General features: G+C 38.6%; 8 protein-coding genes. 5 read left to right on the top strand and 3 right to left on the bottom strand.

Features of this window, described 5'->3' with window-relative positions:
- Positions 1 to 332: 332 nt before the first annotated feature.
- Entirely contained in the window at positions 333 to 1,082 is a 750-nt protein-coding gene (locus AC0L7T_RS02570) for a helix-turn-helix domain-containing protein (RefSeq protein ID WP_473340910.1), read from the bottom strand.
- Positions 1,083 to 1,324: 242 nt separating this feature from the next.
- Between AC0L7T_RS02570 and AC0L7T_RS02565 the strand changes: the two genes are divergently transcribed.
- The 5 genes from AC0L7T_RS02565 (at position 1,325) to AC0L7T_RS02545 (ending at position 10,262) form a co-directional block, all read left to right on the top strand.
- The gene (locus AC0L7T_RS02565) at positions 1,325 to 1,720 is read left to right on the top strand and encodes a type III secretion system chaperone family protein (protein WP_040417113.1); all 396 of its coding nucleotides are present in this window, start codon (positions 1,325 to 1,327) and stop codon (positions 1,718 to 1,720) included.
- A gap of 12 nt (positions 1,721 to 1,732) precedes the next feature.
- Positions 1,733 to 2,446: a PspA/IM30 family protein gene (locus AC0L7T_RS02560; protein ID WP_473340909.1), complete on the top strand. Its 714-nt coding sequence runs from the start codon at positions 1,733 to 1,735 to the stop codon at positions 2,444 to 2,446.
- 3 nt (positions 2,447 to 2,449) lie between these two features.
- Positions 2,450 to 3,154 (top strand): hypothetical protein, encoded by a 705-nt coding sequence (locus AC0L7T_RS02555; RefSeq protein WP_473340908.1) that lies wholly within the window; start codon positions 2,450 to 2,452, stop codon positions 3,152 to 3,154.
- 9 nt (positions 3,155 to 3,163) lie between these two features.
- Entirely contained in the window at positions 3,164 to 5,230 is a 2,067-nt protein-coding gene (locus tag AC0L7T_RS02550; RefSeq protein ID WP_473340907.1) for an SPFH domain-containing protein, read from the top strand.
- A 163-nt stretch (positions 5,231 to 5,393) separates the two neighbouring features.
- Entirely contained in the window at positions 5,394 to 10,262 is a 4,869-nt protein-coding gene (locus tag AC0L7T_RS02545) for a DNA repair ATPase (RefSeq protein WP_473340906.1), read from the top strand.
- 442 nt (positions 10,263 to 10,704) lie between these two features.
- On the opposite strand, the gene AC0L7T_RS02540 is transcribed toward AC0L7T_RS02545, so the two are convergent.
- Positions 10,705 to 11,349: a lipoprotein signal peptidase gene (locus tag AC0L7T_RS02540; protein ID WP_473340905.1), complete on the bottom strand. Its 645-nt coding sequence runs from the start codon at positions 11,347 to 11,349 to the stop codon at positions 10,705 to 10,707.
- 3 nt (positions 11,350 to 11,352) lie between these two features.
- A complete protein-coding gene (ileS, locus tag AC0L7T_RS02535) occupies positions 11,353 to 14,727 on the bottom strand; it encodes an isoleucine--tRNA ligase (RefSeq protein ID WP_473340904.1) in 3,375 nt (1,124 codons plus the stop codon).
- Between the last annotated feature and the right edge of the window lie 517 nt (positions 14,728 to 15,244).

Below are 15,244 nucleotides of genomic sequence, written 5' to 3'. Positions count from 1 at the left end.
CATTTTACCTTACCACGGGCTACACCCATGGCTCAATTATTTCAGCCTTTCAGGTCTTCTATGATAGCCCATTTAAAGAAAACTTCTTCCCGTTTAAAACCTTTAAAAGGAAAGATGAAATTCTTACCCTAATATCCTAACCTATCTCATGAAAGGAAGCCAACATACGGATATTATGATTTAAACCCCAAGCATAAAAAAAGCGGTAAAAACCCTTCAGGGAATTTTACCGCTTTTTACTTTTCAATCATTTGAAGAAGTATTAAACTCGAAATATAAGTTTTCCTTAAAAAATGGATTATTTACAAAGGACAATATAACAACAGGCTGTTTTACTTTTTTAATTTCTCAATTTCCATCCTTAAAAGGTTAATCTGATCCGATATTTCGCCAGAAGTTTCAGGAATTCTCTTATAAAACACATAGCGAATACGCCAAAGTTCATGGATCTGTTTGGCGTTAAAAATTTGATCATCAATTCCTTTATGATCAGCCCTTAGCACATAACCTTTATCTGTGGTGATAAATCGCCTTACTAAAATATCGGTATCGGTAATTACAAATACAGGCGTTCGGTTATTGAGTTTTTTATAGGCTGATTTTGGTACTAGTTCACCCACCACCACATCATTGGGATAGAAACCCACATCCTGATTGGCCATTTCCAAATCAGTAATGGTGTAAGCCCTAAATATTTTTTCATTATTTATGGGCAAGCTCATTACCGGCAAATCTGCAATAAAGTTTTTCTTTGAATGATGATTAAGGTATTCCGCAACATACTCAGGTAAAATTATCGGCACCTTGGTCAATGCTGTAACCTCCATCCTGCCTGCATCCGTAGTTAAATTGGTATTGAATTTTAATAATTGGTTTATGGTTAATTCCTTTGTTAGCAGATCGTCAATAGGAATGCTAAAATAATTTGCAATCTTAATGATGGTATCTATTTTAGGTTCACTTCTTTCTTCCTCATAAGCACCTAATGTAGCTCTTTTAAGGTCAAACACCTCAGCAAACGCTTGCTGAGACAGCAACTTTAAACTTCGTATTTTTTTAATATTCCTCCCAAAAAAAGACATATATTGCTAATTTAATTTGCAAAAATATAATTTATTACTATATTTGCTCTAACAAAATTAGTTAAAAGCAATGAAACTGCAAATTATTTTAGCTAGTTGTTCTGGATTTAGCCGAAGCCTAAGTTGTTAATTACAGGAGATTTTACTTGTATTCATCAGCAAAAAAATTAAATTTACTTCGGCTATAAATTCTTTTTTCAGATTGTCATAAGCAAAATTGTTACTTAAGCAAACAATAAATTATGGATAACTATTATAATCGTATCATAGAATTTTTATTAAAACTGGATGTTGACATTACCAGAGAAAATCCTGAAGAAGGTATCCTGGTCATCCAGAAAGAGGACAACGGTATCAAGAATCTTATTGTTGGGATTGCACCCCCGGTTTTAATTTTAGAACAGTATATCTTTAAAATTAAAAACAATAACAACTCGATTTACAAAAGTTTATTGCAAAAAAACAGAGACATTATTCACGGAGCATTTGTACTGGATGACGATGGCGATAAAGTAATATTTAGGGACACACTTCAAATAGAAAATCTGGATTTAAATGAAATAGAAGCTTCCCTAAACTCCCTAAGTCTCTTACTGAGTGAATACTCGGAGCAAATCATTAAGTTTTCTAAATACTAAAATTAAATAACAATGAACTTCTTGAAACGAATATTTAAAATAGGACAAGCAGAAGCAAATGCTGCGATAGATAATATGGAAGATCCCATAAAATTGACCGAACAAGGCATTCGAGACTTAAAATTGGATTTAAATAAAAATTTAGAGTCTCTGGCGCAAGTTAAAGCTTTGGCAATACGTGCAAAAAATGACAAAAAAGAGATGGATAATTCGGCTGAAGAATACTACAATAAAGCCGTTATAATTTTAAAGAAAGCCAAATCGGGAGAATTAGCTGCAGAAGAAGCGGATCGTTTGGCCAAGCAGGCATTGCTAAAAAAGGAAGAAGCTTCTGAGAAAGCTACCCAATATGCTAACGAAGCTAGCAAGTTGCAGGAATCTGTTAATCAACTTGATGGAAACATTCAAGAATTAAAAAACACAATTAATAATTGGGAAAATGAGCTAAAAACACTTAAGGCCAGGGTAAAGGTGAGCAACGCAAAAAATAGCTTGAACAAACAAATGGCTCAGTTGGACAGTACAGGAACCGTATCTATGCTGGAGCGAATGAAAGAAAAAGTAAACCAGGAAGAAGCACTGGCCGAAGCTTATGGCGAAATAGCCAATAAGAATCAAAGCATAGACAGCGAGCTGGATAAGGCCGCGAATGTCAGTGAAGCAAATGCCGACAATGAGCTGGACGAATTAAAGAAAAACCTCGGCCTAACTGATAAAAACACTTAAAAATTGGAAAACATTATTGACATTATATTTTCGAGTGTAAATCTACCATTGAGTATTTTTACCATTATTTTGATCCTCTACTGGTTATTAACCATGATTAGCGGAATTGATTTTGACTTAGATATAGATGTTGATGTGGATGCAGGATTTCAAGCCGATACCGGTTTAGAAAGTGGCAATATTGATTTTGAAGATGTATCAAATGCAGAATTCAACGAGAAAGATGTAGCGGGAAATAGACGCACGCAATTGAAATGGTGGCAAGTATTTTTGATTTATTTCAATTTTGTGGGCTTACCCTTTATGTTTACTTTCACAAGTTTTGTATTTGCCTGGTGGTTTATCACTTTGACTGTGACGACGCTGACCCATACGTATTCAAACAGTTTGGGCTTTATTTTTATGATGGCCGGTTTTATACCAGCACTTATTTTCACAAAAATTTTTACAAGTCCATTTAAAAGGTTTTTCAAGAGTTTTAATAAAAACGGAGATAAGGCCATAGATTTTATCGGAAGAAAAGGCACATGTTTATCCAGTATTGAAAAGGATAAATTAGGCAATGCCGAATTCATCATCGACGGCAACCCCATGTCTGTTTACATTAAATCTTTAAATGGAGAAAAAATCAGTTTTAGAGAAATTGTTCTCATTATCAAAGAGTCAGAAGACAAAAGTTTTTATTACGCACAAGCATATAACGACTAATTAACAACTATGACAGAGATTCCATCATTACTGGCAATAGGAATAGCGTTAATCGTATTCCTCATCATTATTTTCTTTGCAATTATAGCATTGTTCTATAAGAAGGTTCGCCAGGGCGAAGCCTTAATCCGCACCGGTTTTGGAGGGATCCAAATCGCCACCGATAAGGGGATGTATGTGGTTCCTTTATTTCACAAGTTAGAAATCATGGATATTTCTGTAAAGAAAATCCAGATCGAAAGACTAGGGTCTGAAGGCTTGGTATGTAAAGACAACATGCGAGCGGACATTAAAGTAGCCTTTTTTGTTCGTGTCAACAACGACATAGAATTTATCAAAAGAGTAGCACAGACAATTGGTGCGGAGCGGGCTTCAAAAATTGAAACCCTTGAAGACTTGTTTGAGGCCAAATTTTCCGAAGCCTTAAAAACAGTAGGAAAAAAGTTTGATTTCATTGAATTGTATGAAGCCAGACGGGAGTTTAGGGATGAGATTGTAGATATAATTGGGACAGACCTAAACGGATATACCCTTGAAGATTGTGCGATAGATTTTTTAGAGCAGACTCCGGTAAATTATTTAAGGGCTGACAATATTTTAGATGCAGAAGGAATTAAGAAAATTACTGAACTGACAGCAGAGCAAAACAAAAAAGCTAACTTCATTAAACGTGATGAGGAAAAAGTTATACGAAAGCAAGATGTGGAGGCACGAGAAGCTATCCTGGAATTAGACCGTCAATTGGCGGAAAAGGAGGAGTCCCAACGCAGAGAGATTGCCAACATTAAAGCTCGGGAGCATGCGGATATTTTAAAAGTAGCTGAGGAAGAGCGATTAAAATCCGAAACGGCCAGAATAGCCACTGAGGAAAAAGTAAAGGTAGCCGAAGAAAATATGCAACGTCAGATTATTGTTGCAGAAAAGAACAAGGAACGTACCGAGGCTGTTGAAACCGAGCGAGTTGAAAAGGACAGAATGCTTGAGGCAACTGAGAGAGAACGTATAGTAACGCTTGCTCAAATTGAAAAGGAAAAAGTTGTTGAAGTTGAAAAGAAAAACATCCAAGATGTTATCAGGGACCGCGTTGCCCTTGAAAAGGGCGTAGTTCAGGAACAAGAGAACATGAAGGATATTGAGGCCTTTAAAACAGCAGACCGGGATAAAAAAGTAAAAATTACTATTGCAGAAGGGGAAGCAGAGGAAGAGCTTATTAAAGTAATTAAGCAAGCGGAATCCAAAAAGGAAGCCATGAAGCAACATGCCGAGGAGATCAATATTGAGGCGCAGGCAAAAAAAGAAGCAAGTTCCAAGGAGGCCGAAGGAAGAAAAATTCTGGCAGAAGCTACTGCCAAAGAAGAAGCCACCATTGGATTGTCGGAGGCCCAGGTGATGCATGCCAAAGCGGAAGCAAATGAGCGCCAAGGAATTGTAGAGGCTTTAATAATTGAGAAAAAGGCCATGGCAGAGGCCAAAGGAATTGAGGCTAACGCAGAAGCGAAACGTAAAGATGGATTGGCTGAAGCAGACGTTATTAAAGAAAAAGCCCTGGCCGATGCAGCCGGAATTGAAGAGAAGGCCAACGCCATGAAGAAATTAGATGGTGTAGGCAAAGAGCACGAAGAGTACAAACTTAAACTGGATAAAGAATTACAGGTTGATTTGGCGGAAATCAATATTCAAAAAGCAATTGCAGATGCCCAGGCACAAGTGATTGGAGATGCCTTAAAAGCTTCCAAAATTGACATCGTGGGCGGAGAAACAATGTTTTTTGAGCAAATTATAGGTCAAATCACTAAAGCCAAAGGCTTTGATAGAATGGTAAATAACAGCACAAACATCCAGGAAATTAAGCAAGCCTTACTAGGTGACGGCAGTGGTAATGAGGGAGAATTATTGTCACGGATAAAGGATTTTGCAGAAAAGTATAACATCTCAAGTGAGGATATCAAAAACGTCTCGATTGCCAATTTATTGATGACCATGCAAAATCAGGCTACAGATAAAAGCGAGCAAAACGTGATTGGCAACCTTCTGAGTTTAGCGAAAGGCCTAGGAATTTCCGGAAATAAATTGTAATACTTATAGCGTTCAATGTTTTCGGAGAAAGCTTAATGAGTGCATTGAACGCATTTTTCTATTGCAAAAAGTTATTCTTAATACGACACGCAAGTGTTAGCATTGAGCAGCTCATGTGTAAATTATTCACGTAAGTTACGCACACCTATATAGCACAACTCCAATGACTGAACCTAATAAAACGGAACAAAAGCAAATTTTAGATGGTGGCACATATGAAATCATTAGAAACAGGTTACAAAAGCATAAACAAGATCTTCAAAATCGGTTAAACCAACTAAATGAGGATCGTAAAGCTGTTTTTGGTGCTTTAGAAACAAAACTAATTACTAATGATAGAATTTCCACGGAAAATAATTGTATCGCACGTGATATCGTTTCTTTTGGGAATACTTGTGTGTTTGGCTATAATGTGCATTTTGGCTTACGTACAGATATAAAGCTCAATGACGTATTTAGCGTATACAGTTTTACCAATAACAGGTTTGAAGCCATAGGGCTAGATTTCATAGAAGACGTTCAGTTTCAAGCAGATTTTGATAATCTATACAAATACTACCGAAATACCATCTTTGCGAGATTTGCCAAAATAGGCAATTTTCTATACATGATTTTTCAATTGAGTGAGAGTGTCACTGATATAAAGGCATTTAAATGGCTTATCAAGGATGAAAAATTGGTATATGTAGACAATAGAAGCGATCATGAATACAAGTTCCCTGCCCAATATGAGTTTAAATGGCAAGAGGTTACACGTGATATGCACAGGTATGGGGTGCATTCGCATGTATCAATATTGGACAAGGTATTTGTAGAGGCAATAGGAGGAGATCTTACCATTAAAATAGAGGACAATACAGAAGATGGTAAAGGGGTCTATGACGAACCTGTAGATTACCCAGATCAAACGCTAGACGATGCACAGTACAAATATGCAGATTTAGGAAACCTTATTCTTATTGATATAAAACCATTTCAAGAAGATTCCAGATTTTTTGTATACAACCACAAGGTTCAGGAAGTGCAAAAAATTGACAGTTTACGAGAAGCTGCGGTACTTCTACCTGATGACCAAGGAATTATTTTTCCAACAGGTTACTATTTGCAAACCGGAGAATACCATGTTTTCGATAACAGCATCCCTAATGTAAAGTTTGTTTCGCGAATTGCTTCCCCAAATGGTGAAGATTATATGTTCGGGTTCTATTCCCCCTCGGAAGGTTTGTATATTCTAATGAGTTATAATGTGATCACTCAACAGATTGTCACGCCTATTATTTGTAATGGATACACCATTTTACAAAATGGAGAACTTAGTTACTTTAAGGGTGAGGGAGAGCAAACCAAGCACCATGTGGTACAAATTTGGCAAACTCCCTATTTAAAAGGTGATTTCATCCCAAGTAAACACACGGACTCGCTTTTGTATAAAATTGGAAATAAAGACATTGTCAAGGCCATGGCCGAAAGCAATGCCCTGATCAATTTACTTAACAAGGATGATAATTATGAGGGCCTGTATGAGGATGTTTCCAAGGCAGCAAAAGACATATTGGACGCGTATTATTGGATCAGGGAACCGGATACACAGGATCTTTCTGCACCGCTAAATGAAATTAGTGATGCTGCCAATACTGCTATAGATGAATTTACAAAGGTTGTTCAATTAAAAAAATCGGCTACAAGCCAATCAAAGGCTTTGCAAAATAAAGCGGATGAACTTTTTGTTTTAATAAAAAGCACCTCTTTTAATAGCATCAATGATTTTGTATCGATGTTAACCCAGCTGCGTGGCTTACGGGGCGAGACCATTGAATTAAACGATGTTCGCTATGTAAATACCGACTACACCAAGGAACTTGAAAATACGATTGCCGAGTATTCCGACAATATTGCTCAGCAATGTGTTGCATTTTTACTTAATGAAGATGCATTGGCACCCTATAAGTTGCAAGTTGAGGAGAGGAAAAGGGCTTTGGAAAAAGTCACTAAAGTAATTGAAGCCAGGCAGCTTGAGGAAGAGGTGAATCAAATTGCAAGGGATTTAGAGTTATTGATTGAGATTGTAACCAATTTAGAAATTGAGGACACATCCCAATCAACTAAAATAATCGATCATATTTCCTTGATTTTTGCCACTTTAAATCAGCTTAAAGCCGCAATAAAAAACAAACGCAAATCTCTGGGTAGTAAAGAAGCCATTGCTGATTTTTCTGCGCAAATAAAATTGGTGGACCAAAGCATTATTAACTATTTAGATATTGCCGATACTCCCGAGAAATGTGATGAATACCAGACCAAAGTCTCTATTCAACTGGAAGAACTGGAAGGTAAATTTGCAGATTATGACGCATTTATTCCCAAAATAATTGAAAAAAGGGAGGAGGTTCATGCCGCTTTTGACAATAAAAAAACGGGCCTAATTGAGCGTCGCAATAAAAAATCAATTGCTTTAAAAACTGCAACAGCGCGCATTTTAAAAGGAGTTGCCAAAAAAGCAGAAACCTTAAAATCCACTGCAGAAATAAATGGTTATTTCGCATCCGACTTAATGATCAACAAGGTCCGTGACATCATCGATCAGCTAAACGAATTGGATGAAAGTGGGAATGCAGAAGAAGTAGCCACTTCTTTAAAGGTTGCCAAGGAAGATGCCTTACGCAAATTAAAGGACAAGCAGGAGCTGTATGAAGATGGCGAAAACGTCATTAAACTGGGCAAATTCAAGTTTGGTGTAAATAAACAGCCCCTAGATTTAACCATCGTTTTCAAAGACAATCACCTTAATTATCATTTAACAGGCACCGATTTTTATCAAAAACTGACCAACAAAGTACTGGTAAACAGCCAGAAATATTGGGATCAAGAATACCCTTCTGAAAATGCCAAAGTGTATAGAGGTTGTTATTTAGCTTTTACACTATTTAAGGAAACACCCTGGGACCAACTGGCGGAGGCATCACAGGAAGATCTGGTTCAATTGGTAAAAAAGGCAAGCAGTGCCAACTACAATGAAGGGTATACAAAAGGGGTTCACGATGAGGATGCAGCAAAAATTTTACTAATATTAGTAAATACCCATAAAGACTTGGGTTTACTGCGTTATGCCCCAGCCATAAGGGCCCATGCACAATACAGTTGGTATTCATTTACTGAAAAGGAACGCCTGCATTTTAATCGTATGATAAAAGCAGCTGGATCTGTTTTGGAAGTATTCCCCTACTCCAAGGAGTTTAATTACTTGATAGATGAATTGCAGCAAAAAATCCATATGCTTGTTTCTGAAACTCGGCTATTTTCAAGTGCAGAAATTAATGTTATATCAAATTATTTATTTGAAGAATTGCAGGGTAATGATGCCTTTGAAGTAAGTTCAGAGGCAGAGGAATTAAGGCAAGCCTTCAATAGCGTCATGAAAGCAAAAAATGCTGATTTACGCTTTAAGGAAGCCATTGACAATACCAGTACATTTCATGAGAAAATAAAGCTCGTAAGGCAATGGGTTGCTGCTTTCATTAATCAGGAGCACCCACAAAATGCCCGCTATATTGATGAGATAGTTTGTAATTGTTTGTTTGATCAACCCATTACAAAAAAGAAAATGATTTCGCCCAACGCTGTCATTCATAATTTAGCTGGAGACCACCCTACCATTATTGAAGGAGAATTTCGTTTTAATTATCATGATTTTATGGCTACTTTAACTCATTTCATAAATGAGGAGGTACCCGCTTACCAAGCCTTTAAAAAGGCAAAAACCGATATTACCCTTCAGTTAAAAGAGCAGTTAAAATTGGAAGAGTATAAACCTCAGGTTCTGACTTCCTTTGTGCGTAACAAACTAATCGATCAGGTTTATTTGCCATTATTTGGAGAAAACCTGTCCAAACAGCTGGGTACCGTGGGGGACAATAGTCGGACAGATAGAATGGGGCTTTTGCTTTTGATTTCGCCTCCAGGCTATGGTAAAACCACTTTGATGGAATATATTGCCAACCGTTTGGGCTTGGTGTTTATGAAAATTAACGGGCCAGCCATAGGGCATGAGGTTACCTCGGTAGACCCTGAAGCAGCCACAAATAGTGCGGCAAAAGAGGAGTTAAAAAAGCTGAATTTAGCCTTTGAAATGGGGAATAACGTTATGTTGTATTTAGACGATATTCAACATTGCCATCCAGAGTTTTTACAAAAATTCATATCCCTTTCCGATGGTACTAGAAAAATCGAAGGAATATATAACGGAAAACCACGTACCTATGACCTTCGGGGTAAAAAGTTTTGTGTAATAATGGCCGGAAACCCTTATACAGAGCGTGGGGCAAAATTCCAGGTTCCGGACATGCTATCCAACCGAGCAGATATCTATAATCTGGGGGACATTATAGGCGACACAGCCCATCAGTTTAACCTCAGCTTAATAGAAAATTCATTAACGAGCAATCCTGTCTTGAATCAACTAAGGAACAAATATCTTGAAGATGTTTATACATTGTTGAATCGGGTTGAAAACGAAACTCAGGACGGCGTACTTCACGGAAATCACACCAATCAAGAAATCCAGGATTACATAAGCGTAATCCAAAAGGTTTTAAAAGTAAGAGACACTGTACTTAAAGTGAACCTGGCCTATATAGATAGCGCAGCTAAGGATGATGCCTATAGGATTGAGCCCCCATTTAAACTGCAAGGTTCTTATAGAGACATGAATAAACTAGTGTCCAAAGTGGTCCCTATTATGAACAATAAGGAGTTACAAAGCCTTTTGTTGTCCCATTACGAAAGTGAGGCACAAACGCTCACAAGTTCCGCCGAAGCCAACCTATTAAAATTCAAAGAACTAACTGGCACAATTACACCAATAGAACAAACTAGATGGGATGAAATAAAAAACACTTTTTTAAAAAATAACAAGTTAAGAGGCTTGGGAAATCAAGATGAAATGGCACAAATTGTACTCCAAATGGTCAATTTCAGTGATAACCTGGAAGGCATAAAAGAAGTACTAGAACGTGCCATTAAGGCGAAGGAGTAAAATAAGACTGTCACATAAGTTAATCCAAAAGTACTTCCCAGGGGGTGTCGTAATTTGAGAGAATTAAATGCACTCTTTACCTATGATAGCAACAGTTTGGTAAATGATTAACGGCTTCTATCGCTTTCTTCGGTATCGCGGAATCGCATCCAAAACAACTTACTTTTTAACTCGCTTTATTTCCAAATTAGTGGAAAGAGGATAGCCATCCTCCAGCAGCTACTCACCATCCCGGCGGCTGAGCGGATTCGAAGTCATAGGGTAACGAGCACGCAAAACCTACTCCTTTGGCTCCGCTCAGGTACCGGTTTGTAATACCCCCATCTACCTTCAGAAATCCATAACCATAATACTAAAGCTGAAATAACTTAGATACAATAAAAAAAAGCGGTAATGCCCTTTTAGAACTTTACCGCCTCCTTATTACCTATGGTGAAAATCTTTACTTTTCATCTATAAATTGCTTTTGCACTTCATCTTCTGCTTCTTCTTTGTTCTTGTCTTCACTATGTTCTTCATCAAAGAAACGCTTCTGGAAAATGAGAATTATGCCTACGCCTACAAAAATAGAAGCATCCGCTATATTGAATATTGGCCATAGCGCTGTATATCCTCCACCAAATAATGGGATCCATTCTGGAATAAAACCTTCCCAAATATCAACATAAAACATGTCTACAACCTGACCGTGAAACCAAGGTGTAGTGGATTCGAAAGGGGCGTTCCCCAACCAAACGCCATAAAATACACTGTCAATAAGGTTGCCTACGGCCCCTCCAAGGATCATGGCAATGCAGACAATGTATCCAGGATGTGCTTTTTTAGCGATCAAGGTATATAGGTAATACCCAATACCAAACATGGCTATCAATCGAAAACTGGTCAACAATAGTTTACCATATTCTGAGCCAAGTTGCATCCCAAATGCCATTCCGGGATTGGTGGTATAATGAAGCTTGAACCAATCTCCAAAAACTTTGATCTGCCCTGCTGTACCAAAATCCATTCCGTAATGAACCATCATCTTCACCGCCTGATCAATCACAATCACCAATAAGGTGATGCCAAAATACTTCCAATATTTCATATGTTATACTTTCTCTACTTTAACGGCGAGTTCAAACTCATCCATGTCCAATACGGTGGAATTATTACTTTCCCCATCTAGGGTTAACGCAAGGGCTTGCGTCTCTGTTTTGATATAGTCAGAGAAATGATTCAATGCATTGTCCACTGTTTCATTAAGCGGAACGATCTGAATGCGGATCTTGTCCTGAACTTCAAGCCCCATATCCTTACGCAGATTCTGTACCCTGTTTACAAAATCTCTGGCAATACCTTCTTCCTTCAGCGCTGTAGTCAAAGTGACATCCAAGGCCACGGTGATTCCATTGTCTGTGGCTACAGACCATCCTGGAATATCCTGCGACTGGATCAGCACTTCTTCCAATTGTAGTAGGACAGTTTCTCCATCTATAGTGATGTTGGCCTGTCCTTCGCTTTCAATTTGAGTAATTTCTTCCTTGCCCCATTGCTGAATAATTTGACTGACGGCTTTCATTTTTGGGCCAAACCGCTTGCCCAACAAGGCAAAATTAGGTTTGATACTTTTTACCAAAAGGTCAGAGGTATCGTCAATGTATTCGATTGATTTTATATTGACTTCTGATTTGATAAGGTCTTCAACATGCTCGATCAAACCTTTGATATCTTCCTTCAAGACCGGAATGAGCACTTTCTCAAGGGGCTGCCTTACCTTTAGTTTTTCCTTTTTTCTTAAGGAATGCACCAGGGAGGAGATGTCCTGCGCCAATTGCATGCTATTTTCGAGAGACAAATTAATCATGTTCTCCTCTGATGAGATCCAATCTGTCAAATGAACAGATAAAGGCTTGCTTTCCAGGCTTGCCGTAAGGTTCTGGAACAACCAATCTGCATAAAAAGGAGCTACAGGGGACATCAACCTGGCAATGACTTCAAGACACTCATACAAGGTCTCGTAAGCTGCTTGCTTGTCGGCATTCATGTCTCCTCTCCAGAATCGCTTTCTGGCCAACCGTACATACCAGTTGGACAATTGATCGACAGTGAAACTCATGATGGCCCTGGAGGCTGGTGTTACATCATAATTTTCGTAGGCAGTTTCTGTTTCTTTTATCAGCGATTGAAGCTTGGAAAGAATCCACTGGTCAAGTTCCGGCCGTTCGTTTACAGGTATTTTGTTTGATGCGTCGTATGCAAAGGCATCCAAATTGGCATAAAGGGCAAAGAAATTGTAGGTGTTTTGAAGCGTACCAAAGAATCTTCTTTGCACTTCCACTATGCCTTCTTTATTGAATTTAAGGTTGTCCCATGGATTGGCATTGCTTAGCATGTACCAGCGCAAAGCATCAGGACCAAACTCCTTCAGCGTTTTGAATGGATCTACTGCATTGCCCAAACGTTTGGACATTTTATTGCCTTTTTTATCCAATACCAAGCCGTTGGCGATTACATTTTTAAAGGCCACACTATCAAAGAGCATTACTGCCAAAGTATGAAGCGTGAAAAACCAACCTCTTGTTTGGTCTACTCCTTCGGCTATAAAGTCAGCAGGATAATTTGCTTTGAACTTTTCCTCGTTTTCAAATGGGTAATGCCATTGGGCATAAGGCATGGCTCCGGAATCAAACCAAACATCAATAAGGTCTGGCTCACGGAACATCTTGTCACCATTGTCCGCTACCAATATTATGTCATCCACATAAGGTCGGTGCAGGTCCACTTCTTTCCCTTTATAGGGAGATTCTTTCATAAAACCTTTGGCTATCGATTCTTCTATTGCGGCTTCCAATTCGGCCACAGACCCGATGCATTTGGTTTCAGTTCCTTCTTTATTTCGCCAGATAGGCAATGGTGTTCCCCAAAACCTTGAGCGACTTAAATTCCAGTCTACAAGATTTTCGAGCCAATTGCCAAACCTGCCGGTTCCTGTTGATTCGGGCTTCCAATTGATTGTTTTATTAAAAGCAACCAGTTTATCCTTGTAAGCAGTGGTTTTAATAAACCAGCTTTCCATCGGATAATATAAGATAGGCATGTCCGTACGCCAGCAATGAGGGTAGCTGTGTTCGTACTTCTCTACTTTAAATGCTTTGTTTTCATTCTTCAGAATGATGGAGATGATGACATCTGTGCTTTTGAAAGCCTTGTCACTTTCGTCATCATGGGTATAATTTTTAACATAGAAATCATCCGCAGTAAAGGTCTTGTGAACTGGAATGGCATGCTCCTCCATTTTGGATAGCAAATACTCGCCCACCACAGGAAGGAACTTGCCCTTCTTGTCAACGATAGGTATTTCCAGTCCTTTCTCGTCTTTAAGGAATATGCCAGGGACATCTTGCTGAACAAGTGTTCTAAAGTCATCTGCTCCAAAAGCCTTGGCCAGGTGAACAACCCCTGTTCCATCTTCAGTTGTTACATAATCTGCCGAAATAACCGTAAAGGCAGGTTCTGGAAGTGCTAGTGCATCAATAGGGAATAATTGTTCGTATTTCATCCCCATCAGGTCCTTGCCCTTCATTTCCTCCACAACCTGATAAGGGATAACCTTATCACCAGGCTTGTAGCTGGCTAAATCAACCGATGCTCCTTTGGGATTAAAATAAGCCGACATTCTGGCTTTGGCCAATAATACCGTTTCCGGATCAAAGGTGTAAGGATTAAATGTCTTTACTTTTACGTAATCCAACTTCTCACCAATGGCAAGGGCTGAATTAGAAGGCAGGGTCCAGGGAGTAGTGGTCCAAGCCAATATATACAAGTCTTCCTCACCTATCACCTTAAATTGAGCGGTGATAGAGGTGTCTTTTACATCCCGGTAGCTACCAGGCTGATTGAGTTCATGCGAACTTAGACCCGTTCCTGCTGCTGGAGAATAAGGCTGAATGGTATAGCCTTTGTAGATAAGGTCCTTTTCATATAATTTCTTTAGCAGGTGCCAAAGGCTCTCTATATAATTCACATCAAAGGTGATGTATGGATCTTCAAGATCTACCCAATAGCCAATTTTTTCAGTCATGTCATCCCACTCATTCTTGTAGCGCATGACTGTTTCCCTACATTTTTGATTGTATTCGGCTACGGAGATTTTTTTACCTATGTCTTCCTTTGTGATGCCTAGCTCTTTTTCAACTTGCAACTCCACTGGCAAGCCATGGGTATCCCAGCCTCCTTTTCTTTTTACCTGAAAACCTTTTAGGGTTTTGTAGCGACAGAAAACATCTTTAATTGCCCTGGCCATTACATGGTGGATTCCCGGGGTGCCATTCGCAGAAGGAGGACCCTCATAAAAAGTATAGGTAGGTGCTCCCTCCCTATTGCTCATGGATTTCTCGAAAATCTCGTTGCTTTTCCAAAAAGCCAATACATCTTCCCCAATTTTGGGATAATCTACCTGTTTAAACTCCTGATATTTCTTCACTGTAATTATAAAATATAATCTGTGTATTGTTGCGTCTTGTAATATAGGACAATTGAAAGCTGCCCAAAATGAAGGCGTAAAGTTAATAGAAAACAAGGGTATATGTATGGCAAATGAAGAAAAACTATACCGTTAGCCTATTGAACAGCAACTGTAACAACAATTAAGAAGTTCAATTACATGCTCTTAGTCGCTATTACTGCCTTTGGGCAGCGTAAATGGCCGTTTTACTCCTTCTTAAAAAAGCACGTATAGCAATGTTATTTGTCATGAGGGACCTGCCTTATGCTTAATAATTGGTGGATTCTGCCTGCTACCCAAGTATTCTCCTAATTTAAGTCAGGTTATGGCCTTCATAAAACAGGACAAATCGTTACTGGGAGTCTTTTTTTGTATGGAATGTTTACGAAAGAATCCCCCTTTGTCCCCCTTTGAAAAGGGGGATTTTGGTTTTTCAGGACTTACGAGTGCGTTATTGGCTTTAAATTAACTCAGCCCATTTCAATGATACCAATTC

Source organism: Cyclobacterium sp. 10D3-21 (assembly GCF_055809755.1).
The sequence above is the reverse complement of the archived record's forward strand: the minus strand, read 5'-3'. Positions and strand labels throughout refer to the sequence as shown.

Coding starts and splice junctions, on each gene's coding strand:
- AC0L7T_RS02570 (WP_473340910.1), bottom strand. CDS start 1,082: ATGTCTTTTTTTGGGAGGAATATTAAAAAAATACGAAGTTTAAAGTTG.
- AC0L7T_RS02565 (WP_040417113.1), top strand. CDS start 1,325: ATGGATAACTATTATAATCGTATCATAGAATTTTTATTAAAACTGGAT.
- AC0L7T_RS02560 (WP_473340909.1), top strand. CDS start 1,733: ATGAACTTCTTGAAACGAATATTTAAAATAGGACAAGCAGAAGCAAAT.
- AC0L7T_RS02550 (WP_473340907.1), top strand. CDS start 3,164: ATGACAGAGATTCCATCATTACTGGCAATAGGAATAGCGTTAATCGTA.
- AC0L7T_RS02545 (WP_473340906.1), top strand. CDS start 5,394: ATGACTGAACCTAATAAAACGGAACAAAAGCAAATTTTAGATGGTGGC.
- AC0L7T_RS02540 (WP_473340905.1), bottom strand. CDS start 11,349: ATGAAATATTGGAAGTATTTTGGCATCACCTTATTGGTGATTGTGATT.